Annotated in this window: 22 protein-coding genes and 2 pseudogenes; 15 read left to right on the plus strand and 9 right to left on the minus strand. The window is 68.3% G+C overall.

Annotated elements, in window-relative coordinates; translation table 11 throughout:
- The first annotated feature begins 35 nt into the window (after positions 1-35).
- The 3 genes from MMG85_RS03305 (at position 36) to MMG85_RS03315 (ending at position 1674) form a co-directional block, all read left to right on the plus strand.
- The gene (locus tag MMG85_RS03305; protein WP_241044716.1) at positions 36-407 is read left to right on the plus strand and encodes a DUF4440 domain-containing protein; all 372 of its coding nucleotides are present in this window, start codon (positions 36-38) and stop codon (positions 405-407) included.
- Between the two features lie 110 nt (positions 408-517).
- A complete protein-coding gene (locus tag MMG85_RS03310) occupies positions 518-1165 on the plus strand; it encodes a hypothetical protein (protein WP_241044717.1) in 648 nt (215 codons plus the stop codon).
- 5 nt (positions 1166-1170) lie between these two features.
- On the plus strand, positions 1171-1674 hold the full coding sequence (locus MMG85_RS03315) for a DUF2846 domain-containing protein (protein ID WP_241044718.1): 504 nt from the start codon (positions 1171-1173) through the stop codon (positions 1672-1674).
- 54 nt (positions 1675-1728) lie between these two features.
- Here the strand turns inward: MMG85_RS03315 and MMG85_RS03320 are convergent, their stop codons facing one another.
- Positions 1729-2250 (minus strand): hypothetical protein, encoded by a 522-nt coding sequence (locus tag MMG85_RS03320; RefSeq protein WP_241044719.1) that lies wholly within the window; start codon positions 2248-2250, stop codon positions 1729-1731.
- A gap of 260 nt (positions 2251-2510) precedes the next feature.
- Between MMG85_RS03320 and MMG85_RS03325 the strand changes: the two are divergent.
- Positions 2511-4538, plus strand: a pseudogene (locus MMG85_RS03325) (sodium-translocating pyrophosphatase); the annotation flags it as partial.
- Between the two features lie 60 nt (positions 4539-4598).
- Positions 4599-4934 (plus strand): OmpA family protein, encoded by a 336-nt coding sequence (locus MMG85_RS03330; protein WP_241044774.1) that lies wholly within the window; start codon positions 4599-4601, stop codon positions 4932-4934.
- A 226-nt stretch (positions 4935-5160) separates the two neighbouring features.
- On the opposite strand, the gene MMG85_RS03335 is transcribed toward MMG85_RS03330, so the two are convergent.
- Both MMG85_RS03335 and MMG85_RS03340 read right to left on the minus strand, forming a co-directional pair.
- Positions 5161-5703 (minus strand): hypothetical protein, encoded by a 543-nt coding sequence (locus MMG85_RS03335; RefSeq protein ID WP_241044720.1) that lies wholly within the window; start codon positions 5701-5703, stop codon positions 5161-5163.
- Positions 5704-6111: 408 nt separating this feature from the next.
- Positions 6112-7140, minus strand: coding sequence for a LysR family transcriptional regulator (locus tag MMG85_RS03340; RefSeq protein ID WP_055939975.1), 1029 nt, complete (start codon positions 7138-7140; stop codon positions 6112-6114).
- A 355-nt stretch (positions 7141-7495) separates the two neighbouring features.
- On the opposite strand from MMG85_RS03340, the gene MMG85_RS03345 reads away from it, so the two are divergent.
- From MMG85_RS03345 to MMG85_RS03375, 7 genes are all read left to right on the plus strand, one after another.
- Positions 7496-7963, plus strand: a complete 468-nt coding sequence (locus MMG85_RS03345; protein ID WP_241044721.1) for a hypothetical protein — start codon at positions 7496-7498, stop codon at positions 7961-7963.
- Positions 7960-8766 (plus strand): SDR family NAD(P)-dependent oxidoreductase, encoded by an 807-nt coding sequence (locus tag MMG85_RS03350; protein ID WP_241044722.1) that lies wholly within the window; start codon positions 7960-7962, stop codon positions 8764-8766. The genes MMG85_RS03345 and MMG85_RS03350 overlap by 4 nt, the downstream gene beginning before the upstream one ends.
- A 134-nt stretch (positions 8767-8900) precedes the next feature.
- The gene (locus tag MMG85_RS03355) at positions 8901-10100 is read left to right on the plus strand and encodes an efflux RND transporter periplasmic adaptor subunit (protein WP_241044775.1); all 1200 of its coding nucleotides are present in this window, start codon (positions 8901-8903) and stop codon (positions 10098-10100) included.
- 180 nt (positions 10101-10280) lie between these two features.
- A complete protein-coding gene (locus MMG85_RS03360; protein WP_241044723.1) occupies positions 10281-13451 on the plus strand; it encodes a multidrug efflux RND transporter permease subunit in 3171 nt (1056 codons plus the stop codon).
- 31 nt (positions 13452-13482) lie between these two features.
- Positions 13483-14232, plus strand: a complete 750-nt coding sequence (locus tag MMG85_RS03365) for an SDR family oxidoreductase (RefSeq protein ID WP_241044724.1) — start codon at positions 13483-13485, stop codon at positions 14230-14232.
- The gene (locus tag MMG85_RS03370; protein ID WP_241044725.1) at positions 14226-15644 is read left to right on the plus strand and encodes an efflux transporter outer membrane subunit; all 1419 of its coding nucleotides are present in this window, start codon (positions 14226-14228) and stop codon (positions 15642-15644) included. Before MMG85_RS03365 ends, MMG85_RS03370 begins: the two co-directional genes overlap by 7 nt.
- Before the next feature lie 84 nt (positions 15645-15728).
- Complete coding sequence (locus tag MMG85_RS03375) at positions 15729-16307, plus strand: acyloxyacyl hydrolase (RefSeq protein ID WP_241044726.1); 579 nt, start codon at positions 15729-15731, stop codon at positions 16305-16307.
- Positions 16308-16459: 152 nt separating this feature from the next.
- On the opposite strand, the gene MMG85_RS03380 is transcribed toward MMG85_RS03375, so the two are convergent.
- Together MMG85_RS03380 and MMG85_RS03385 are read right to left on the minus strand one after the other, a co-directional pair.
- Entirely contained in the window at positions 16460-17011 is a 552-nt protein-coding gene (locus MMG85_RS03380) for a lipocalin family protein (RefSeq protein ID WP_241044727.1), read from the minus strand.
- A gap of 118 nt (positions 17012-17129) precedes the next feature.
- A complete protein-coding gene (locus MMG85_RS03385) occupies positions 17130-17483 on the minus strand; it encodes a BON domain-containing protein (RefSeq protein ID WP_241044728.1) in 354 nt (117 codons plus the stop codon).
- Between the two features lie 180 nt (positions 17484-17663).
- Between MMG85_RS03385 and MMG85_RS03390 the strand changes: the two are divergent.
- A pseudogene (locus MMG85_RS03390) lies at positions 17664-18717 on the plus strand (oxidoreductase).
- A gap of 146 nt (positions 18718-18863) precedes the next feature.
- On the opposite strand, the gene MMG85_RS03395 reads toward MMG85_RS03390, so the two are convergent.
- From MMG85_RS03395 to soxR, 4 genes are all read right to left on the minus strand, one after another.
- Entirely contained in the window at positions 18864-19457 is a 594-nt protein-coding gene (locus MMG85_RS03395; RefSeq protein ID WP_241044729.1) for an HAD-IB family hydrolase, read from the minus strand.
- Between the two features lie 10 nt (positions 19458-19467).
- Positions 19468-19971, minus strand: a complete 504-nt coding sequence (locus MMG85_RS03400; protein ID WP_241044730.1) for a DUF2059 domain-containing protein — start codon at positions 19969-19971, stop codon at positions 19468-19470.
- A 44-nt stretch (positions 19972-20015) separates the two neighbouring features.
- Positions 20016-20246, minus strand: coding sequence for a hypothetical protein (locus tag MMG85_RS03405; RefSeq protein WP_241044731.1), 231 nt, complete (start codon positions 20244-20246; stop codon positions 20016-20018).
- A gap of 75 nt (positions 20247-20321) precedes the next feature.
- A complete protein-coding gene (gene soxR / locus MMG85_RS03410) occupies positions 20322-20786 on the minus strand; it encodes a redox-sensitive transcriptional activator SoxR (RefSeq protein WP_241044732.1) in 465 nt (154 codons plus the stop codon).
- Between the two features lie 66 nt (positions 20787-20852).
- On the opposite strand from soxR, the gene MMG85_RS03415 reads away from it, so the two are divergent.
- Together MMG85_RS03415 and MMG85_RS03420 are read left to right on the plus strand one after the other, a co-directional pair.
- Positions 20853-21425: an NAD(P)H-dependent oxidoreductase gene (locus tag MMG85_RS03415; protein ID WP_241044733.1), complete on the plus strand. Its 573-nt coding sequence runs from the start codon at positions 20853-20855 to the stop codon at positions 21423-21425.
- 53 nt (positions 21426-21478) lie between these two features.
- A complete protein-coding gene (locus MMG85_RS03420; RefSeq protein WP_241044734.1) occupies positions 21479-23326 on the plus strand; it encodes an ABC transporter ATP-binding protein in 1848 nt (615 codons plus the stop codon).
- The last annotated feature ends 56 nt before the right edge of the window (positions 23327-23382 follow it).

A 23382-nucleotide genomic window follows, 5' to 3' on the forward strand; every position in this document is an offset into this window, starting at 1 on the left:
GGGCGCGATGCCGGGAACGGCGCTAGGCTTGCCGCATGGACCCCCTGCTTGCCGAACTCACTGCACTGGAAAGCGAACTCCACCACCCCGGCGTGCCCTGCACGCGCGAACGGCTGGAGCAACTGCTGCATCCCGACTTCCACGAAGTCGGCCGCTCGCGCGTGCGCTACACCCGGCAGGTGGTGATCGACTTCCTGGCCACGCGCACGCAGGTGCCGAACGTGGTCGCCCATGACCATCGTGTCGAATCGCTGGCATCGGACATCGCCCTGCTGCACTTCCGTTCGCACGAACTCGGCAGCGACGGCGTCCCCTGTCATGCCGCCCTGCGCGCATCGCTATGGCGACGCACCGCGACGGGCTGGCAGCTGTCGTACCACCAGGGCACGCCGTCAGCAGAATCGTGAGGTGATCGTCGCGGCATCGCGCCGCGACAGATTGGCCGATTCCCCCGCTTGGCGGCGCCCGGACCTTGCGCTAGCGTGAGCGGCAAGGGGGGAGTATGCGGACACCATGGATGTGCCTGGGCACGGGCCTGCTGGTCATGCTGTGTGCCTGGCCAAGCGCTGCGCAGGAAGCACCGGCGCCGGATGCGGCAGCACTGCCCGTCGTCGCGGATACCGCGCCTTCGCCGGCCACCTGCTGCGTACTGCCGGACGGGACGCCACTCGTCATCGAGATCATCGACCCCATCAGCTCGGCACGCACGAAGCGTGGCGACACGTTCCGCCTGCGACTGAAAGAACCGGTGGTGGTCGACGGCACGACCGTCCTCGCGGCCGGCGTCGAAGGCGTGGGCGAAGTCGTCCATGCGGAACCCTCGCGCGGCGGCGGCAAACCCGGCGAACTCATCCTGGCCGCGCGCCGCCTGCAGGTGGGCGACCGCAGCCTGCGATTGCGCGGCTTCAAGCTCGGCGGTGCGGGACGCGACACCAGCGGCGTCGCCATCGGTGTCGCACTGGGCATCGGCCCGTTCGCGCACTTCATCCACGGCAAGGAAATCGAGATTCCGGCATTGACGGCCGCCACCGCCAAGCTGGCCGAACCCTTCCCGCTCGACCCGCCGCTCTCCGCAGCCGATCCCATCGCGCCCGATCCGACCGCGCCGGAGATCCCGTCGCCGGACGCCGCTTCCACTACCCCACCACCCGACCAACAGGAGTAACCCGCATGCGCCACCCGCTGAACCGCTCTTTGCTCTGCCTCGCCCTGCTGCTGCCGATCGCCGCCGCCCTGGCGCAGGATCCGGCCACCGCCCCGCCCGCAACCACCGAAGCCGCTGCAGCGGAACCCGCCACGGACGCCACCAGCGCACCGGCCGCCGGCAACGGCCTGATCGGTGCGCCGGCGGAGGGCATGGGACAGGTCGTGTTCTTCCGCGAGAAGAAGTTCACCGGCGCCGCGGTGAAGTACAAGGTCCGCGAAGGCGAGACCGAACTCGGCAAGCTCGGCAGCGGCACCTACTTCGTCGCCTCCGTCGCCCCGGGCACGCACCAGTACACCGTGCACTCCGAAGCCAAGGACGTGCTGACGCTCGAAGTCGAAGCGGGAGAGACGTACTACGTGCTGGGATCCATCACCATGGGCTTCATGGCAGGACGGCCGAACCTGTCGCCTTCCGACGAAGCCGCCTTCAACGGCATGGCCGACGATCTCAAGCCCGCGAAGAAGTAACCCCGGGCCGCGATGCATCGCGGCGACGGCTCCCGTGCGGAGCCGTCGCCGTCGTCATTTGCAGGCCTTGCCTTCCACGTCCAGCTTCGCCGCGAACACCGTCAGCGACGGCGCCTGCGCGGCGGCTCCCGCCTGCTGCTTCGCGTCCTGCAGGTAGATGCGCGACTGGCCCTGGCCATCCAGCGGCGGCGGCGCGGCGCTGCCGGGCTTGCGCCACACGCGCACGACCGCCTGTTGCGACGGACACGCCGCGTTCGGCACGCGGATCACGTCATTGAGTTTCCATCCCGCAGCGACGGAAGGCTTCGCCTTGTCGAAGTCGACGAAGCGCGCACGCGGCTGGCACTGCGGACTGGTCCGCACCGGCGCGTAGCGATAGGGCTGCACCGCGTCACCGGTGAAGGCGCCTTCCAGGCGTGCGCAGGCCTCGGGGATCTGCCGCAGCGTGTGCACGGCGCCGACCGCCTGCGGTGCCGCGGCGGGACGCGCGATCTCGGGCTTCGGATCGGCGCCCCATGCGGGCGCCGCGATGGCCAGGCAGGCGGCAAGCAACGGACGTGCGACGGTCGGACGCATGGCAACTCCTTGAAACGGATACGAAAACAGCATCGGGGCGGCAAGGCTGGCACGGAATGCCTGAACCGGTCCGTCACCGCTGGCGGCATGCAGCGCATCCGGTCATACTCGGGCCAGCTCCAGGGATGTCTGAACAAGGGTTTCGTGCTGCAGTCCATCGCAGCGGTCGAGTGCGCTCAATCGTTCAACAGGCTCCACCGGGATTGGGTTGCGTGTTCAAGCGTTCTGCTGGACGACATCCATCAACCTTGGGAGGGGTCATGCTGGAACAACACGGTTTGACGCTGGCGCTGATCTGCGCCGGCGTGGCGATCATCTACGGCATCGTCGCGGCACGCTGGATCCTGAAACAGCCCGCGGGCAACGCCCGCATGCAGGAAATCGCGGCGGCCGTGCAGGAAGGCGCCAGCGCCTACCTCAACCGCCAGTACACCACCATCGGCATCGCCGGGCTGGTGCTGCTGGTGCTGATCGGCTTCTTCGTCTCGTGGGCCAGCGCCATCGGCTTCCTGATCGGTGCGGTGCTGTCGGGCGCCGCCGGCTACATCGGCATGAACGTCTCGGTCCGCGCCAACGTGCGCACCGCCGAGGCCGCCAGCAAGGGCATGAGCGCGGCGATGGACGTGGCCTTCAAGGGCGGCGCCATCACCGGCATGCTGGTGGTCGGCCTGGGCCTGCTGGGCGTGGCCGGCTACTTCGCCGTGCTCCACCTGCATCTTGGCTACACCGAAGCCGACGCGCTGCACGCGCTGGTGGGCCTGGCGTTCGGCTCGTCGCTGATCTCGATCTTCGCGCGGCTGGGCGGCGGCATCTTCACCAAGGGCGCCGACGTCGGCGCGGATCTGGTGGGCAAGGTGGAAGCGGGCATTCCCGAGGACGATCCGCGCAACCCGGCGGTGATCGCCGACAACGTGGGCGACAACGTCGGCGACTGCGCCGGCATGGCGGCCGACCTGTTCGAGACGTATGCGGTCACCATCATCGCGACCATGCTGCTGGGCAGCCTGATGGTCGCGCAGGCCGGCGAACATGCTGTCCTCTATCCGCTGGTGCTCGGCGGCGTGTCGATCATCGCTTCGATCATCGGCGCGATGTTCGTCAAGGTGAAGGCGGGTGGCTCCATCATGGGCGCGCTGTACAAGGGCGTGATCGTCTCGGCGGTGCTGGCCGCCCTCGCGTTCTATCCGATCACCACGCAGCTGATGGCGGATTCGTCGTACGGCGCATTGAACCTGTACTTCTGCGCACTGGTGGGCCTGGTGCTGACCGGCGTGATCGTGTGGATCACCGAGTACTACACCGGCACGCAGTACGCGCCGGTCAAGCACGTCGCCGCCGCCTCCACGACCGGCCACGGCACCAACATCATCGCGGGCCTGGGCGTGTCGATGCGCTCCACCGCATGGCCGGTGGTCGCGGTGTGCATCGCGATCCTCGGTGCCTACGCGCTGGGCGGCCTGTACGGCATCGCCATCGCGGCGACCGCGATGCTGTCGATGGCCGGCATGATCGTGGCGCTGGATGCCTACGGCCCGATCACTGACAACGCCGGCGGCATCGCGGAAATGGCGGAACTGCCGCCCGAGATCCGCGCCATCACCGATCCGCTGGACGCGGTGGGCAACACCACCAAGGCGGTGACCAAGGGCTATGCGATCGGGTCGGCCGCGCTCGCCGCGCTGGTGCTGTTCGCCGACTACACGCACAACCTGCAGACCGCGCATCCGGGCACGATCTTCACCTTCGACCTGTCCAACCACCTGGTGATCGTCGGCCTGCTGATCGGCGGCCTGATCCCCTACCTGTTCGGCGCGATGGCGATGGAAGCCGTGGGCCGCGCGGCGGGCAGCGTGGTGGAGGAAGTGCGCCGCCAGTTCCGCGAGATCCCCGGCATCATGGCCGGCACCGCCAAGCCGGACTACAGCCGGGCGGTCGACATGCTGACCAAGTCGGCGATCAAGGAAATGATCGTTCCCTCGCTGCTGCCGGTGATCGTGCCGATCGTCGTCGGCCTGCTGCTCGGGCCGCAGGCGCTGGGCGGCCTGCTGATCGGCACCATCGTGACGGGCCTTTTCGTGGCCATCTCGATGACCACCGGCGGCGGCGCGTGGGACAACGCCAAGAAGTACATCGAGGACGGCCACCATGGCGGCAAGGGCAGCGAGGCGCACAAGGCCGCGGTGACCGGCGACACCGTCGGCGATCCCTACAAGGACACGGCCGGCCCGGCGATCAACCCGCTGATCAAGATCATCAACATCGTCGCCCTGCTGCTGGTGCCGGTGCTGCCGGTCAACGGCTGGCTGGGCGGTGCCACAACGCCGGCCGTGGCCGCCCATGCCGCACCGATGACGACCGGCGAACTGGTGGAAGGACGCAGCGCGCGCATCCTGTTCGACAGCGGCTCGGCCGTGGTGCCGGCCGATACCAGCGTGCGCCTGTCCGGCGTGCTGGGCACGCTGGGCACCGATCCCGCCACGCAGGTCCGTGTGTCCGGCTTCCATGACGCCAGTGGCGATGCCGCCGCCAACGAAGCGCTGGCGAAGCAGCGCGCCGAAGCCATCCAGCAATGGCTGGTGGTCAACGGCGTGGCGGTCGAGCGCATCACGCTGGACAAGCCGGCGCAGACCACCGGCAGCGGCGACGCCGACGAAGCCCGGCGCGTGGACGTGCGGGTGGAGTAGGCATTCGTGATGCGCAACGAAGAAGGGCGGCCAGTGGCCGCCCTTTTTCGTCGCTTGTTGTAGGAGCGACGTGAGTCGCGACCGCGATCTTTCTGCGTACGCGAGCAATGCCAGGATTCGAACAAGGAAGCGCTTGGCTTCCGGCCCATCTGCCTGTCAAACGCTTCATGACATACGAGGCTGTGCGGTCGCGACTCACGTCGCTCCTACAGGGGCGCCGTACGGATCACGACGTCGGCTGCAGCGCTACTACGCGCACGTCGACGTCCTTGCAGGCGTCGTCCTTGCAGATGCCGTTCACCCAGGCCTCGCCGTTGCCGAACATCACGCCCTTGTAGTTGACCATCAGCTGCGAGTACTTCTGCCGCTTGATCGCCTCGGCGATGGCCGGCGTCATGATGCGGTCGTACTCGCGGACGAAGGCATCGGCGTCGGCGAGCTTCATCGGCTGCCCGTCGCGCACGGTGGCGAACGGGTAGTCCACCAGCGCGGCCACGGCGGCGGCATCGTTTGCCACCACCGCTTTCTGCAGCTGGCGGATCACCGCCTCGTAGCGGGCGTGGTCGCCGAGCACCTCGTCGATGGCCTGGTTGACCGCGCGCGGATCATCGACGGCCTCGGCGACGGACGACGCTGGTGCGGGCGCAGCGTCTGCGTCCTGCGTTGCCGCCGCAGGCGCGGCGCCGGTCGAGGGCGCGGCAGGATCGGGAGCAGCGGGCGTGCAGGCCGCCAGCCATAGCACCGCGACGGCGGCGATCGGTGTCTTCATCGTGCGGATTCCTGGTCAGGTGGAGAGGCGGCGCGGCAGCCATTCCATGGCGACAACCCAACTCCGGCGATGCGGGCCCATCCTAGCCAGCCCGGCGCGCGATTGCGTTCGGGAATCGTTAGGGTCGATCGTCATCCCGGCGCAAGCCGGGACCCAGTGACTTGCACAGTGGAGCCCACCCGCGCGAAAGACGCTGGGTCCCGGCTTGCGCCGGGATGACGTCCCGGAGGCTACTTTCGTCATCCGGCCGCCCACACACTCACCGACGCTCGGCTGCCTGGATTGCATCCCAACACCGTCGTCCCAGCGAACGCTGGGACCCATCTTGCTCCGCCGTGCTTGAGCGACGAAAAGCCGATGGATCCCCGCGTTCGCTGGGATGACGACGGACAGCCATGCGTGCTTCCATCAACTCAGCACATCCGCCAACACCTTGCGCCCAACCGCAGCGGCCGCCTCGACTTCCGGCGTCGCCTCGGCGGCCGCGCGGGCCTCGGCCTGCTGCTTCAGGTACACCGGGCAGTGCTCCATCATGTAGTCGACGTCGAACGTCATCCGCTCGACCAGGAAATCGACGAACGCGCGCACCTTCGGGGACTGCACGTGGCCGCGCGGGAACACCGCGTTGAATTCGTACTCCGGTCCGGTCCAACCGGCGAGCACGCGCTGCAGGTGTCCCTGCTCCAGATAGGGCTTGACCATGACGTCGGCGCCGAGCATCAGGCCTTCGCCGCACAGCAGCGCGCCCTTCAGTGCGGCGGGGTCGTTGGCGACCAGGATGGGATTGATCGGGTAGTCGTGTTCGCCACTGGCGTCGCTCAACGCCATGGCCCAGGCGTTGCCGCGACGGTTCTTCGGCATCGCCAGCACGCGATGGTGCTGCAGGTCGTCCGGATGCAGCGGCTCGCCGTAACGCGCCAGATACTTCGGGCTGGCGTAGACCTGCGTGCGCAACGTGGTGAGGCGGCGGGCCACCAGGTTGGAATCCGGCAGGCTGCCGATGCGCAGCGCCACGTCGATCTCGCCGGAGATCAGGTCGAGCGTGTCGTTGGCAAGCAGCATCTCCACGCGGATCTCGGGGTACTGCGCATGGAACTCGCCGAGCAGCGGCGAGATCTTGTCGATGCCGATCGAATACGGCGCGGTAAAGCGCAGCCAGCCGCGCGGGCCGGCATGCAGCTGGCTGACCGCGCTGGCCGCTTCGTTCAACTCGCGCGCGATGCGCTGGCAGTGCTCGTAGTAGACGTTGCCGGCCTCGGTCAGGCCCAGCTTGCGCGTGGTCCGGTGCAGCAGTTGCGCACCCAGGCGCGTTTCCAGTTCCTGCACCTTGCGGCTGACGGTGGTCTTGGGCAGGCGCAGCACGTTGGCGGCGGCAATGAAGCTGCCCTGCTCCACCACCTTGACGAAGATCAGGGTGTCGTTGAGATCGTGGCTCATCGTGGGGACTCCGGTAGGCGAAGGGCATATTGGCCCGCTGACGGGATGATTATTCCCCTAAATCAGGACTAATCAAGTCCTCATTGGGGGCGTAACGTGGCGTCCATCGTCCTCCACCGGGTACCGCCCCCATGCTGTTCGCCCGCATCTTCCAGTCGCTGGAACACCGCGAAGACCCCTCGGAATCCCCGTACCCTCGGGCTTTCCGGCGCGAGAAAAGCCTTCTGTTACAGGACCTCTCCGGTCATGTCGCGGCGCCGCGCTCGCAGCGTGGAGGCGTGATGGGCGGGGGCCGTCGTATCGGACGGCTGATATCGGTATCCGGGATTATCCCGGCCACGGGAGGATTCATCCCATGAGCGGGACACTTGCCCAACGCGTTCCGACGAACGGCATGGGCTGCGGCCCGGGCCGCCACTCAGCGCCCGCCCTGCGCCTGGCCACATGCCGCGCGTTCGTGGCGCCGACGTCCGACGGCGCGCAGGATCAGGCAAGCGCGCAGCAGGATCCGGATATCGCGCGCACCGCGCCGGTCGCCAGACTGCTGCCCATGCCCGCTTCCCTTCCCCATGCCGCCGTGCGCTGGCTGCGGGCCGTTGCCCGCTCGCTGGCCGAACGCGTCCGCAGGCTGGCCGCCCCGTCGCCCTCCTCCCCCGCGACGGGTCGGTCCGCCATGCGCCTGCCGTTCGCCGGCACGCGTGCCGGCTTCCGCGAATTCACCCTGCCGCGCCGCCTGGCCGACGGCGGCGCGCTGCGCCTGCGGTTGAAGTCGGCCGGCGTCAGCACGCGCATCGGCTCGCTGCCGGGACGGGGCACGCCGTGAGCACGAAGAAGGACACGCTGACCCCCGGCGCGCTCGTCCTCGGCGCGAGCGGCAATGTCGGCTTCGGCGTGGTCGGCGCACTGCTCGAAGCCGGCTGTCCGGTGCTGGCCGTCGGTCGCGACGGTCCGCGCATGAGCGCGCTGGCCGAACACTTCGACGACGAGCCCGGCCTGGAACTGCTGTACTCGCCATGCATCCACGACGACCGCGACGCCACGCGCCTGGCCGAGGACGTGCGCGAGCGCGGACGCCCGCTGCGTGCCGTGTTCGCCAGCATCGGCACGCCGCTGCAGGCCGGCCGCCTGCTGGACCGCCCGGCGTCGTTCTTGCTGGAGAAGCTGGAAGCCGACCTCATCCCGCACCTCGCCGCTGCACGCCACCTGCTGCCGCTGCTGTCCGAAAGCCAGACCGCCGCGAACTACGTGCTGATCGGCGGCCCGTACGCCGAACGCGGCTGGTCGGGCTACGGCCACGCCTCGGTCACCGGCGCCGCCATGCGCATGCTGACGCAGGTGCTGCACGAGGAAGCGCAGACGCTGGGCGTACGCGTGCAGCTGCTGTCGGTCGACAAGCCGGTGTGCACGCCGGAGAACGCGATCAACGCCTGCGCGGAGTGGCCCAATGCGCTGGCGGTCGGACGCAGCGCGGTGGCCCTGTTGTCGCGCAACGGCCGTGCGGCGCAGTCGATCGTCACCTGGTCCGCGCACGATGCCAAGCCGCCGGAGAACACCCTGGCGCGCGACTTCGAGGAAGCGCTGTGGGCCGTGGCGGGCGCCAAGCGCAATGGCCGCACCTCCGCCTGACTGTCACGCCATCACGCACGCCGCCGTCCCTGCTCCGTTATCGCCTTGCCGCTTGACCTCAACCTGACTTCAGGCCGCACCCTTCCCGCCCTCTTCCTTTCCTCCTCTCCCCCAAGAGACCACCACCCATGAACATGCATCCCACGTCTTCTCCGCGTTCGCGGCGCCTGCTGGCGCTCGGCGCGTTCAGCGCCCTCGCCATCGCCGTGCTGGCGGGCTGCAGCGGCCAGGCCGCCGAACACGGCGCGCCGCCAGCGCCGGAGGTCTCCGTCGCCGCCGTGCCGGTCAAGTCGATCAGTCAGTGGGACGAATTCAGCGGCCGCGTCGAAGCCATCGAACACGTCGACCTGCGTCCGCGCGTGTCCGGCTACATCGACCGCGTCGTCTACACCGAAGGCCAGGAAGTGAAGAAGGGCGACGTGCTGTTCACCATCGACGCACGCAGCTACCGCGCCGAACTGGCGCGCGCACAGGCCGAACTGGCACGTGCCCGCACGCAGGCCGAACTGGGCCGCAGCGAGGCCGCGCGCGCCAAGCGCCTGGCGGAGATGCAGGCGCTGTCCACCGAAGAGTACGAACAGCGCCGCGCCAACGCCGACCAGGCGCAGGCGAATGTCGCGGCCGCGCAGGCGGCCCTGGAAAGCGCCCGCCTCAACCTGGAATGGACCCAGGTGCGCGCGCCCATCGACGGCCGCGCCGGCCGCGCACTGGTCACCGCCGGCAACCTGGTCAGCGCCGGCGATGCCGCCAGCGTGCTGACCACGGTGGTCTCGCTGGACAAGGTGCACGTGCACTTCGACGCCGACGAACGCGCCTTCCTGCGCTACGCCGAAATGGCCCGCAAGGGCGAGCGCCCGAGCGAACGCGACGGCAAGGTGCCGGTGCAGGTGGCGCTGGCCGACGAGACCGACTTCCCGCACACGGGCGTGGTCGACTTCCTCGACAACCAGGTCGACCGCGGCACCGGCACCATCCGTGCGCGCGCCGTGCTGGACAACGCCGACCGTCGCTTCACCCCCGGCCTGTACGCCCGCGTGCGCCTGCTGGGCAGCGGCGAGTTCAAGGCCGCGCTGGTCGACGACAAGGCCGTGCTCACTGACCAGGACCGCAAGTACGTCTACGTGGTCGACAAGGAAGGCAAGGCGCAGCGCCGCGACGTGCAGGTCGGCCGCATGGCCGACGGCCTGCGCATCGTCGAGCAGGGCCTCAACGCCGGCGACAAGGTCATCGTCAGTGGCGTGCAGAAGGTCTTCTTCCCCGGCATGCCGGTGCAGGCCAAGACGGTGGCAATGGGCGCAGCCGAGGCGCCGGCCGCTGCGGTCGCCATGAAGTAGCAACGACGTCATTCCCGCGCAGGCGGGAACCCAGTGACTCGCACGCTTGAAGCATGAAGTCACTGGGCCCCCGCCTACGCGGGGGTGACGGTAGCGGCATCCAGCGCAATTCACGATTCCAACTACTGCCCTCCGGGGCAGTGGCCAGCCCCCTGCATCTTTCCTCCAGGAAATCCACCCATGGACTTCTCCCGTTTCTTCATCGACAGGCCGATCTTCGCCGCGGTGCTGTCGATCGTGATCTTCGCCGCCGGCCTGATCTCGATCCCGCTGCTGCCGATCGGCGAATACCCCGAAGTGGTGCCACCCTCGGTGGTCGTGCGCACCGTCTACCCCGGCGCCAACCCCAAGGTGATCGCCGAAACCGTCGCCACCCCGCTGGAAGAAGCCATCAACGGCGTGGAGGACATGATGTACGTCAAGTCCGTCGCCGGCTCCGATGGCGTGCTGTCGCTGACGGTGACCTTCAAACCGGGCACCGATCCGGACGAAGCCGCCGTGCGCGTGCAGAACCGCGTGGCGCAGGCGCAGGCGCGCCTGCCCGAGGACGTGCGCCGGCAAGGCGTCACCACCCAGAAGCAGTCGCCGGTGTTCCTGATGGTCGTGCACCTGACCTCGAAGGACGGCAAATACGATTCGCTGTACCTGCGCAACTACATGCGCCTGCACGTCAAGGATGAGCTGGCGCGCATCCAGGGCGTCGGCGATGCGCAGCAGTTCGGCGGCGGCGACTACGCGATGCGCCTGTGGCTGGACCCCGACAAGGTGGCCGCGCGCGGCATGACGGCCGGCGACGTACTGCGCGCCGTGCGCGAACAGAACGTGCAGGTCTCGGCCGGCCAGCTCGGTGCCGAGCCGATGCCGAACGGCAGCGACTTCCTGCTGCCGATCAACGCCAAGGGCCGTCTTGAGACCACCGAGGAATTCGGCAACATCGTGCTGAAGAGTGGTGCCGATGGCGAGATCGTCCGGCTGGCCGACGTGGCCCGCATCGAACTGGCGGCCGGCGACTACACCCTGCGCGCGCGCCTGGACGGCAAGAACGCCTCGGCGATCGGCATCTTCCAGGCGCCCGGTGCCAATGCGCTGGAGATCCGCGACGCGGTGGTCGCCAAGATGGACGAGATCCGCCCGACGCTGCCGCCGGGCGTGGAGATCCAGTCGATCTACGACACCACCATCTTCGTGCGTGACTCCATCAAGTCCGTTGTCATGACCCTGCTGGAAGCCACCTTGCTGGTGGTGCTGGTGGTGATCCTGTTCCTGCAGACCTGGCGCGCCTCGATCATTCCGCTGCTGGCGGTGCCGGTGTCGGTGGTCGGTACGTTCGCCGTGCTGTACGTGCTGGGCTACTCGATCAACACCTTGACCCTGTTCGGCCTGGTGCTGGCCATCGGCATCGTGGTCGACGACGCCATCGTGGTGGTGGAGAACGTCGAGCGCCACATCGAACTCGGCGCCACGCCACTGGAAGCGGCCCACCTGGCGATGAAGGAAGTGTCCGGTCCGATCATCGCCATCGCGCTGGTGCTGTGTGCGGTGTTCGTGCCGATGGCGTTCCTGACCGGCGTCACCGGCCAGTTCTACAAGCAGTTCGCCGTCACCATCGCCATCTCCACGGTGATCTCGGCGATCAACTCGCTGACCCTGTCGCCGGCGCTGGCCGCCAAGCTGCTGAAGTCGCACCACGCGCCGAAGGACGGCCCGTCGCGACTGATCGACCGCCTGTTCGGCTGGCTGTTCCGTCCGTTCAACCGTTTCTTCAACCGCAGTTCGCAGCGCTACGAAGGCGCGGTGTCGCGCGCACTCGGCAAGCGCGGTGCGGTGTTCGCGGTCTACATGGTGCTGCTGGTCGGCGCGGGCCTGATGTTCAAGGCCGTGCCGGCGGGTTTCATTCCCGTGCAGGACAAGCTGTACGTGATCGCCGGCGTGAAGATGCCGGAAGGCGCGTCGATCGAACGCACCGACACCGTGCTCAAGAAGATGGCGGCGCTGGCCAACGAAGTGGACGGTGTCGCCAGCGAGATCGCGTTCCCCGGCCTGAACCCGCTGCAGTTCACCAATACGCCCAACAACGGCGTGATCTTCTTCACCCTCGATCCCTTCGGTGAGCGCTCGCGCTCGGCCGAGGAGATCACCGCCGAGCTCAACCAGAAGTTCTCCACCATCCAGGAAGGCTTCACCTTCGCCTTCATGCCGCCGCCCATCCAGGGCCTGGGCAACGGTTCCGGCTGGTCGCTGTTCATCGAGGACCGCACCCGCCTGGGCTATGGCGAACTGCAGAACGCGGTGCAGGCGTTCCAGGGCGCCGCGTCGCAGACGCCGGGCCTGGGCTTCCCGATCAGCAGCTACCAGGCCAACGTGCCGCAGCTGGATGCCGAGGTCGACCGGGTGAAGGCGAAGGCGCAGGGCGTGCCACTGACCGAGCTGTTCGACACGCTGCAGACCTACCTGGGCTCGGCCTACGTCAACGACTTCAACATGTTCGGCCGCACCTGGCAGGTGATCGCCCAGGCCGACGGTCCGTTCCGCGACAACGTCGAGGACATCGCCAACCTGCGTACCCGCAACGGCAATGGCGAGATGGTGCCGATCGGCAGCATGGTCAGCGTCAAGCAGACCTATGGCCCGGACCCGGTGATCCGCTTCAACGGGTATCCGGCCGCCGACCTGCTGGGCGACGCCGATCCGCGCGTGCTGTCCTCCGGCGAAGCGATGGCCAAGGTCACCGAGCTGGCGCAGCAGGTGCTGCCCACCGGCATGGGCATCGGCTGGAGCGATCTGAGCTACCAGCAGATGACGCAGGGCGGCGCGGCGCTGGTGGTGTTCCCGCTGGCGGTGCTGCTGGCCTTCCTGGTGCTGGCCGCGCTGTACGAAAGCTGGACGCTGCCGCTGGCGGTGATCCTGATCGTGCCGATGACGCTGCTGTCCGCCCTGTTCGGCGTGTGGCTGGCCGGTGGCGACAACAACGTGTTCGTGCAGGTGGGCCTGGTGGTGCTGATGGGCCTGGCGTGCAAGAACGCCATCCTGATCGTCGAGTTCGCCCGCGAGCTGGAACTGCAGGGCAAGGGCATCGTCGAATCAGCACTGGAATCCTGTCGCCTGCGCCTGCGTCCGATCATCATGACGTCGGTGGCGTTCATCGCCGGTACCGTGCCGCTGGTGCTGTCCAGTGGCGCCGGCGCCGAGGTGCGCTCCATCACCGGCATCACCGTGTTCGCCGGCATGCTGGGCGTCACCCTGTTCGGCCTGTTCCTGACCCCGGTGTTCTACGTGGCGCTGCGCAAGCTGGCCAACCGACCGCTGGTCTCCCACGCGCCGGCGGCGGATGCCGCGCAGGCGCACCATTGAACTCCCTTCCCTATTCCAACGAGGTCATGCCATGAACGTTTCTTCCAAGATCGCCCTGGTCACCGGCGCCACCCGCGGCATCGGTCGCGAAACCGTGCGCCAGCTGGCCGAAGCCGGCGTGCACACCCTCCTCGCCGGCCGCAACCGCGAAAAGGCCGTCGAAGCCGCGCTGGACCTGCAGTCGCAGGGCCTGCCGGTCGAGGCCATCGCGCTCGACGTCACCGACGCGGCCAGCATCGCCGCCGCGGTCAAGGAGGTCGAGCAGCGCCACGGCCGGCTCGACATCCTGGTCAACAACGCCGGCATCATGGTCGACGACATGGCCAAGGGCGTGTCCGGCCAGTCGCTCGATACCTGGCGCACCACGTTCGACACTAACGTGTTCGGCGTGATCGAAACCACCCAGGCCTTCCTGCCGCTGCTGCGCAAGTCCGACGCCGGCCGCATCGTCAACGTGTCCAGCCTGCTGGGCTCGCTGTCCGAGCACCAGAACCCGGAATCCTTCATCTACGGCTTCAAGGGCATCCCGGCCTACAACGTGTCCAAGAGCGCGGTCAACGCGTGGACCATCCACCTGGCGCACGAACTGAAGGACACCGGCATCAAGGTCAACACCATCCACCCGGGTTACGTGCAGACCGACATGAACAAGGCCGGCGACCAGCAGAACGGCGAGCTGTCGGTGCCGGAGGGCGCGCGCACCAGCGTGCAGCTGGCGCTGATCGGCAACGACGGCCCCACCGGCGGCTACTACTACTTCGACCAGGTGCTGCCATGGTGATCCGTTCGCTCGTCGTCGGCGTCGCCACCGCGCTGCTGGCCGGCTGCGTGACCGTGGGACCCGACTATGCGGCGCCGCAGACCGCGCCGGTCACGCTGCAGCAGGCCGGTGCCGTCGACTACGTGGCCGACCATCCGGTCGCCACGTGGTGGAGCCAGTTCGACGACCCGGTGCTCGACCAGCTGGTGCGCGAAGCGCTGCTGGCCAACCACGACGTGCGCATCGCGGTGTCGCGCGTCAACGAGGCCCGCGCGGTGTTCTCCGAACGCCGGCTGGACCTCGCGCCGCACGTCACGATGGGCGTGGAAGGCACGCGCACGAAGCAGCCGGTCGAGGGCCAGCAGGGCCGCGTGGAGACGGACAGCTATTCCGCCGGCTTCGATGCCGCCTGGGAGCTGGACCTGTTCGGCCGCGTGCGCCGCAATGCCGAAGCCGCACATGCCGACCTGCAGGCGCAGCGCAACGACCTGCAGGCCATGCAGGTGACGGTGGCCGCGGAAGTGGCGCGCAACTATTTCGAGTTGCGCGGCACGCAGAAACGGCTGGACGTGGCGCGTCGCATCCTGCAGACGCTGGGCGAGACCCAGCGCCTGACCGAGTCGCGCTTCGACCTCGGCGCCGGCAGCCAGCTGGAAGTGCAGAGCAGCCTGGCCCGCGTACGCGCGGTGGAGGCCGAGGTGCCGCTGCTGGAGGCGGTCGAAGGCCAGTCGCGCCATCGCCTGGCCGTGCTGGTCGGCCAGCGGCCCGGCGAGCTGGACAGCCTGCTCGCCCCGCGCGAGGCCCCGGCCTTCGCCAAGGCCCTGCCGATCGGCGACACCACCGAGCTGCTGCGCCAGCGCCCGGACGTGCGCGCCGCCGAGCGTCGCCTGGCCGCGGCCACCGCGCGCGTCGGCGTGGCGACCGCGGACCTGTTTCCGCGGGTCAGCCTGCGCGGCTTCATCGGCTTCCTGTCCGGCGGCTGGGGCAACCTGGTCAACGGCGACAACCGCGCCTGGCAGGTCACGCCCTCGATCAGCTGGGCCGCGTTCGACATGGGCAGCGTGCGTGCGCGCCTGCGCGCGAGCGAAGCCCAGGCCGACGGCGTGGCCGCGCAGTACGAGCAGGCCGTGCTGGGCGCGCTGGAGGAAACGGAGAACGCACTGCTGTCCTATGCCAAGCAGCAGGCCCAGCTGAAACTCAGGCTGGAACAATCCGTTGCCGCCCGCCGCGCGGCAGAGCTGGCCGAAGTCCGGTATCGTGCCGGCTCTTCGGACTTCCTCACCCTGCTGGACGCGCAACGCACGCAGCTCGCGGCGGACGATGCGCTCGCCCAGGCCGAGGCCGGCGTCAATGTCGGTGTCGTGGCGATCTACAAGTCGCTGGGAGGCTGGGGCGAACAGGACGTGGCGCCCGCCCTGGCGGCGCTGCCCTGAACCCGTCCCCTCACGCCGTCTTGCCGATAACCCCTTGCATGCTGCGCCCACGGGCGCAGCCCATCCCCTGATCGAGTGTCATCCGTGCCTGCTGGACATCCTCTTCCCACCGACGCCTCCTCTCCTTTCCTGTTTTCCCGCGCGGCGCCCCGATGGCTGCTGGGCGCGCTGTTGGCCATCGCCGGCACCCCGGCCATCGCCGCCGAACCGCGCACCGCGTGGTACGTGCAGGGCGGCGTGGCCGAAGACGCGCAGTCGCTGACCGTCGGTGCCAGCCGCGACTGGCGCTGGGAGAAGCAGTACCGCTACGGCCACGTCAGCGGCCAGTGGCAGGGCGAAGTCGGCCGCTGGCACAGCGACAGCGAAAACAGCACCCAGCTGGGCGTGACCCCCGCGCTGCGCTGGCGTCCCAACGGCTGGAGCGAGGGCTGGTTCGTCGAGGGCGGGATCGGCGTCAACGTGATCTTCCCCAAGTACGACACGCGGAAGAAGGAGTTCAGCACCACCTTCAACTTCGGCGACCACATCGCGCTGGGCAAGCGCTTCGGCAACGACGACCAGCACGAATGGTCGCTGCGCTTCCAGCACTTCTCCAACGCCCGCATCAAGCGGCCGAATCCCGGCGAGAACTTCCTGCAGTTCCGTTATACGCACCGGCTGTAGAAGACGGATCGCTTCCTGTAGGAGCGACGTCAGTCGCGACCGCCAACAAGAAGCGTACCTGACGCCGCATCCAGCGCGCGATGCGTGTCAGCTAGCGTGACGTGCAAGCCGTGCGGTCGCGACTGACGTCGCTCCTACAGTCTCCACCGAGCTCACCGCAGCGGCGCCGCCATCACCAGCGGCTCCAGGTCGTAGCCCATCGCCTCGGCCTTTGCCTTCAACTGCTCGAACAGGGCACGGTCCATCGTCGGTTCGCGCGACAGGATCCACAGGTAATCGCGGCCGGGCTCGCCCACCATCGCCCACTGGTAGTCGGGATCGAGTGCGATCACCCAGTAGTCGGCCCACACCATCGGCGCCCACGACAGCCAGTCGGGCGCGAAGCGCACTTCCAGTCGGCCGGGATGGCCTTCGACCGGTCGGGCAACGCCCTCGGACTGATCCAGGCTGCCGTCCTTGGTGCGGCAGGCATTGAGCACTCCGATCTTGCCGGGACCATCGAGGCTGTAGCGCGCGGTGATGTCGCCGACGCACTGGCGCTGGAAGAACATCGGCAAGTGCGCGATCTCGTGCCACTGCCCCGCATAGCGCGATATGTCCAGCTGCGGCACCGAGGTGACCGGTTCGGCGGCATGGGCGACCAGCGCACCCGCGCTCAGGGCGGCGGCGAGCAGCGTGCGGATCGCAAGGGAGGGACGTGTCATGGGTTCACTCGGTTGCGGTGGCGACAGGTGGCACGCGTACGTCAAGGAAAAAGAAGCGGATGCATCCTGCGCTGGGATGCACCCGCTCCGTGCCACACCTCGGAATGAGGCTTGCTTGTTACTTGGCGGCGAGGGTCAGGCCGCTGGCCTCGACGCTCTTCACGCCCTTGATCTGCTTGGCGACCGTGACCGCCTTGTCCTTCTGCGCCTGATTGGCCACCGCGCCCGACAGCGTCACCACGCCATCGACGGTCTCCACCTTGATGTCCAGGCCGGAGACGTTCTCGGTGGCCAGCAGGTCGGCCTTGACCTTGGTGGTGATCCAGGTGTCGGTCACCGGCTGGTTGGAATCGTTCTGCGCATTCTCTTCCGGCTCGTTCGGCGGGTTGGCGGCCATCACGTGCGAGGCGGAGAACAGCAACGCGGTCGACAGCGCAGCGGCCAGCAGCGAGCGGGTACGTACATGGGTCATGATCGTTCTCCTGATGTGGTGTGGGTCGAGTGTCTGCGCCGCTTCGTACAACAGGCGTGAAAACATGCGCGAACGAATCCGCGCCGTTCAGCGCAGCGTCGCGGTGCATTCATGCATGTGCACAGGCAGTCAACGCGGCGCTTCCCTTACCATGGGCGCCTGCCCACGGACATGTCGCGCATGGATAACCCGCTCAAGGTCGCCCTCGTCGGCTACGGTTTCGTCGGCAAGGTCTTCCACGCACCGTTGATCCAGGCCACGCCGGGATTGACGCTGCACTCCGTGGTATCGCGCGATGCCGGCAAGGTGCGGGCCGACTGGCCGGACATGCCGGTGGCGGCCGACGCGCACGCGGCGTTCGCCGATCCTGCGGTGGATCTGGTCGTCATCGCGTCGCCGAACGACACGCATGCGCCGTTGGCAATCGCCGCGCTCGACCAGGGCAAGCATGTGGTGGTGGACAAGCCGTTCACGCTGACGCTGAGCGAAGCGCGCGAGGTGGTGGCCACCGCGTCACGGGCCGGACGCGTGGTCAGCGTGTTCCAGAACCGGCGCTGGGATGCCGACTTCCTCACCGTCCGCCGGTTGATCGAAGAAGGCGTGCTGGGCCGCGTCGCGGAATTCCATTCGCATTTCGACCGCTTCCGTCCGGTGGTGCAGGACCGCTGGCGCGAACGCGACGAGCCCGGTGGCGGGCTGTGGTACGACTTAGGCCCGCACCTGCTGGACCAGGCACTGCAGCTTTTCGGCGCCCCTCTGGCGATCAACGCCGACATCGCGCGACTGCGCGAGGGTGCGCGCGCGGCGGACTACGTCGACGTGACCCTGCGTTATCCGCACCACCGCGCCGTCCTGCATGCGTCCACGCTGGTCGCGGGCAACGGCCTGCGCTTCGCCGTGCACGGCACGCGGGGCAGCTACCTGAAGCACGGACTGGATGCGCAGGAAGACCAGCTGCGCGCCGGCGTCGTGCCCGGCGCACCGGGCTGGGGCATCGATCCGCGCGCGGGCGAAATAGTGCTTGACCGCGATGGGCAGCTCTCAGCGGAAGTCGCCCGCGCCGAAGCCGGCGACTACCGTCGCTACTACGCCGCCATCCGCGACGCGATCGTGCACGGCACCGCACCGCCCGTCACGCCGCAGCAGGCGCTCGACGTGATGCAGCTGATCGAACGCGGGCTGCAGAGCAGCGCGGAGCGTCGGGAGATTGCGCTGGGTTGACCGGCAAAGGTAGAGACCGGTGTGGGAGCGACGTAAGTCGCGAAGCTTTTTCCCCACGCACCAGCCATGCCTGCAACCTCGCATTCCGGCGTGCTCGCACGTTGACGGTGCTGCGGTGGTTCATCGCGACTCACGTCGCTCCCACGTTGACCCTGCCGCTCAGGCCACCGCTCGCCCGCGATACGTCCGGTGCTGCGCCATCGCCAGCATCGCCATGTCTTCGTGGGTGTCGCCGTAGGCATGGATGGCGGCATAGGCCTGCGGATCGCAGAGCGCGCGGATGCGGCGTACCTTCTCCTCGCCCACGCATTGCGCACCGGCATAGCCGGTGATGCGTCCGCCGCGCTCAGCCAGTACCGAGCATGCGAGTTCCAGGCCCTGCGCGGCGCACCACGGCGCCAGGTAGACGTCCAGTCCGCCAGACACCACGACGATGCGGTCGCCGCGCCCGCGGTGCCATGCCAGCTTCTCCATCGCCTCGGGCCGCAGCAGGCCCGGCAGCACCTCGCGCGCGAAGGCCTCGCCCTGCGCCCGCAGACGCCTGGCCTGCACGCCGTGCAATCCCACCTGCACGATGCTGGCCCGTGTCGGATTGCCCGCCACCCAGCCGCGCCGGTAGCCGAACACCACCGGCGCCAGCAACGCACCACCCGCCAGCAGGCGCCAGCGGGGCACGGCGTAACGCATGAAATCCGGGAAGGTCTCGCGCGTGGTCAGCGTGCCGTCGAAGTCGAACAGCGCGAGGTCGGGCACGTACGCGCGCTCACTCGGCCGCAGCCGGCGCCTGCTCCATTTCCTCGGCGATCATCTTCTGCATGGCGGGCATCATTGCGCCCATCCGCGCCTGCACCGCCTGCATGGTGTTCTGCATCACCAGCGGCATCTTGTCGACGACGGCCTGGCCGGCCGGCGTGCGGTAGAAGGCGAGCATGCCCTGGATCTCGTCCTCGCTGAACGACTTGCCGTAGATGTCCACATACATCGGCGCCATCACGTCCCAGCCCATCTCCTGCTTCATCAGGGCGGTCATGCGGGTGCTGAAGCGCTGCATGCGGGCTTCCTGCTCCGGCGTCATCTCATCGCCGAACGCCTGCCGCATCGAACCCGCATACATCGATTCCATCTGCCCGTAGACCTGCTCGAGCATGGCGCGCGCACGGGTCACCTCCAGCAGTTCGCGTATCGAAGCCTCGCTGGCAGGCGCGGCGGCCGCATTGAAGACCGGCGACGCGAGGACGAGCAGCAGGCACAACATCCACTTCTTCATGTGAAGCTCCTTGGGGGCGAACGGAAATGACGGAACACGGGGGATCAGAGAGCGCGCAGGATTTCGGCGCGCTGGCGCGCATGCTCGGCGGCGGTGATGCTGCCCTGGGCCAGCAGCGTGTCCAGGCGCTGCAGGCGGGCTTCCACGGTGGGCGCCGGTGTCGCGGCTGCGCGCGAACGGCGAATCAGGAACCACGCCAGCCCGCCGATGGCGAGGACCGGCAGGACGAAGAACAGGAACAGGATGATCCAGTGCCAGAGGCTGATGCCGCCCATGCGTGTGCTTCCCTGCAAGCGCCATCGGGCGCGATGACCCGATTCTAGCCTTGCCGCCCGATGACGGCGACCGCCTCAGCGCTCCCCATCGAGCAGGCGCGCGCCCGGCCCTTCCTCGCCCAGTGCGTCCCACGGATTGCGCAGCGGGCAGGCCTTCAGCGACAGGCAGCCGCAGCCGATGCAGCCGTCGAGCTGGTCGCGCAGGCGGGTGAGGCTGGCGATGCGCGCCTCGAGCGCGGCATGCCAGCGCGCGGAGAGCTTCTTCCAGTCGGCGGCGGTGGGCGTGCGGTTCTCCGGCAGCGACGACAGCGCGGACTGGATCTCCGCCAGCGGGATGCCGGTGCGCTGCGCTACCTTGATGACGGCAACACGGCGCAGCACATCGCGCGCATAGCGGCGCTGGTTGCCGGCGTTGCGCCAGCCGTGGATCAGCCCCTTGGCCTCGTAGAAGTGCAGCGTGGAGACGGCGACCCCCGTGCGTGCGGCGACCTGGCCGACGGTGAGCTCCGTTTCGATGGGAGGATGCTGTTTTCCTGGCATGCCGGGTTGACCTCAAGAATGCTTGAGGTTCTACCCTGCCCTCCCGTTTCCCTGCAAGCCTGGCCGATGCCCGATCCCCTGCACCTGGCGCTGCTGTACGGCAGCACACGCGAAGGCCGCTTCTGCGACACCGTTGCCGACTGGCTGCGCACGCAGCTCGACCTGCGCCGCGACTTCGTCGTCGATGCGGTCGATCCCGCCCTGCTCGATCTTCCGTCCCGCCATGGCGGCGCACCCAGTGCCGACCTGGTGAATCTGCAACAACGCGTCTGGCGCGCCGACGCCTTCGTGGTGGTGGTGCCGGAGTACAATCACGGCTATCCGGCGGCGCTCAAATTCGTGATCGATTCGGTCCAGGCCCACTGGCAGGCCAAACCGGTCGCGTTCGTCGCCTATGGGGGCCACAGCGGCGGCATCCGCGCGGCGGAACAGTTGCGGCAGGTGTTTTCCGGCCTGCATGCGGTACCGGTCCGCGATGGCGTGTACTTCACGCAGGCATGGGACCGGTTCGACGCCACCGGCAGGCCGCGCGAAGGCGATGCCAGCGCACGTGCCGCGCACCGCATGCTGGACCAGCTCGCCTGGTACGGCCATGCGCTCCGCCAGGCGCGTGCGGCCTGGCCCTATCCCGCCGGCTGAGCCGGTACTTTTTTCCCGGCGCGTCCGCTGCGCGCCCACGATGGACCGACCCGATGTTCCGATTCTTCGAGACCCGCATCAATCCATATCCGAAGGGCGAGCCCACCACGCCGCCACGGAAACTGCTGCCGTTCCTGCTGCACTACTCGCGTCCGCTGCTGCCCTGGCTGCTGCTGATGTCGGTGCTGACCGGGGTGATCTCCGCGCTGGAGATCACCTTCTTCGATTACATGGGCCAGCTGGTCGACTGGATGGGCAGCACCGGGCGCGACAGCTTCCTGCAGGTGCACGGCGAGAAGCTGCTGTGGATGGGCCTGCTGGTGCTGGTGGCCTATCCGCTGCTGGTGTTGGTGCAGTCGCTGGTCATCCACCAGACCATCTTCGGCAACTACCCGATGATCGCCCGCTGGCTGTCGCACCGTTACCTGCTGCGGCAGAGCGTGGGCTTCTTCCAGGACGAGTTCGCCGGCCGCATCTCGCAGAAGGTCATGCAGACCGCGTTGTCGATCCGCGAGACGGTGATGAAGCTGATGGACGTGTTCGTCTACGTCGTCGTCTACTTCGTCGGCACCGTGGTGCTGGTGGCGCAGGCGGACATCTGGCTGGTGTTGCCGCTGGTGGTGTGGCTGGCCAGCTACCTGCTGCTGGTGTTCCACTTCGTGCCGCGCCTGCAGCAGGTGTCGATGGCGCAGTCGGACGCGCGCGCGCAGATGACCGGCCGCATCGTCGACAGCTACACCAACATCCAGACTATCAAGCTGTTCGCCCACACCATGCGCGAGCAGGATTACGCGCGCGGCGCGATGGACGAGTTCATGGTCACCGTGCACGCGCAGATGCGGCTGGTGACCCAGCTGACCGTCGCCCTGCACACGCTCAACGCCTTCCTGCTGGCCAGCGTGGCGGGCGTGGCGATCTGGGCGTGGCTGCAGTCGTCGATCTCGATGGGCGCGATCGCCGTGGCCATCGCGCTGGTGATGCGCATCCGCTCGATGTCGGACTGGATCCTGTGGGAAGTGGCCGGCCTGTTCGAGAACATCGGCACCGTCGAGGACGGCATGGGCACGCTGGCGCAGCCGCTGGCCATCGCCGATGCGAAGGACGCCAAGGACCTGCAGGTCGCGCACGGCGAGATCCGCTTCGACCACGTCCGCTTCCACTACGGCCGCGAGGCCAAGGTGATCGACGACCTGTCGCTGACCATCAAGCCCGGCGAAAAGGTGGGCATCGTCGGCCGCTCCGGCGCCGGCAAGTCGACGCTGGTCAACCTGCTGCTGCGTTTCTACGACGTGGAAGGCGGCCGCATCCTGATCGATGGCCAGGACGTTTCGCAGGTCACCCAGGAATCGCTGCGCCGGAACATCGGCATGGTGACGCAGGACACCTCGCTGCTGCACCGTTCGATCCGCGACAACATCCGCTACGGCCGCCCGGACGCGACCGAAGCGGACTTGCTGGAGGCCTCGCAGCGCGCGCATGCGGATGCCTTCATCCAGGGCCTGACCGACGCCAGGGGCCGCAGCGGCTACGACACCCAGGTCGGCGAGCGCGGCGTGAAGCTGTCCGGCGGCCAGCGCCAGCGCGTGGCCATCGCCCGCGTGCTGTTGAAGGACGCACCGATCCTGGTACTGGACGAGGCGACCTCCGCGCTGGATTCGGAAGTCGAAGCCGCCATCCAGGAGCAGCTGTACGCGCTGATGGAAGGCAAGACCGTCATCGCCATCGCGCACCGCCTGTCCACCATCGCCGTACTCGACCGCCTGATCGTGATGGACGGCGGCCGCGTGATCGAGAGCGGCAGCCACGAGCAACTGCTGCAACAGGACGGCCTGTACGCCGCCCTGTGGCGCCGGCAGTCGGGGGGGTTCATCGGGGTGGATGTGGAAGACGTGGAGGCTTGATTTCCTTTCTCCTCGCGCGGCGGGGAGACGGAAAAGCATCCGCAGCTCCGCTCGGT

Origin of the sequence: Pseudoxanthomonas sp. LH2527, assembly GCF_022539275.1 — a bacterium.
Lineage (GTDB): Bacteria > Pseudomonadota > Gammaproteobacteria > Xanthomonadales > Xanthomonadaceae > Pseudoxanthomonas_A.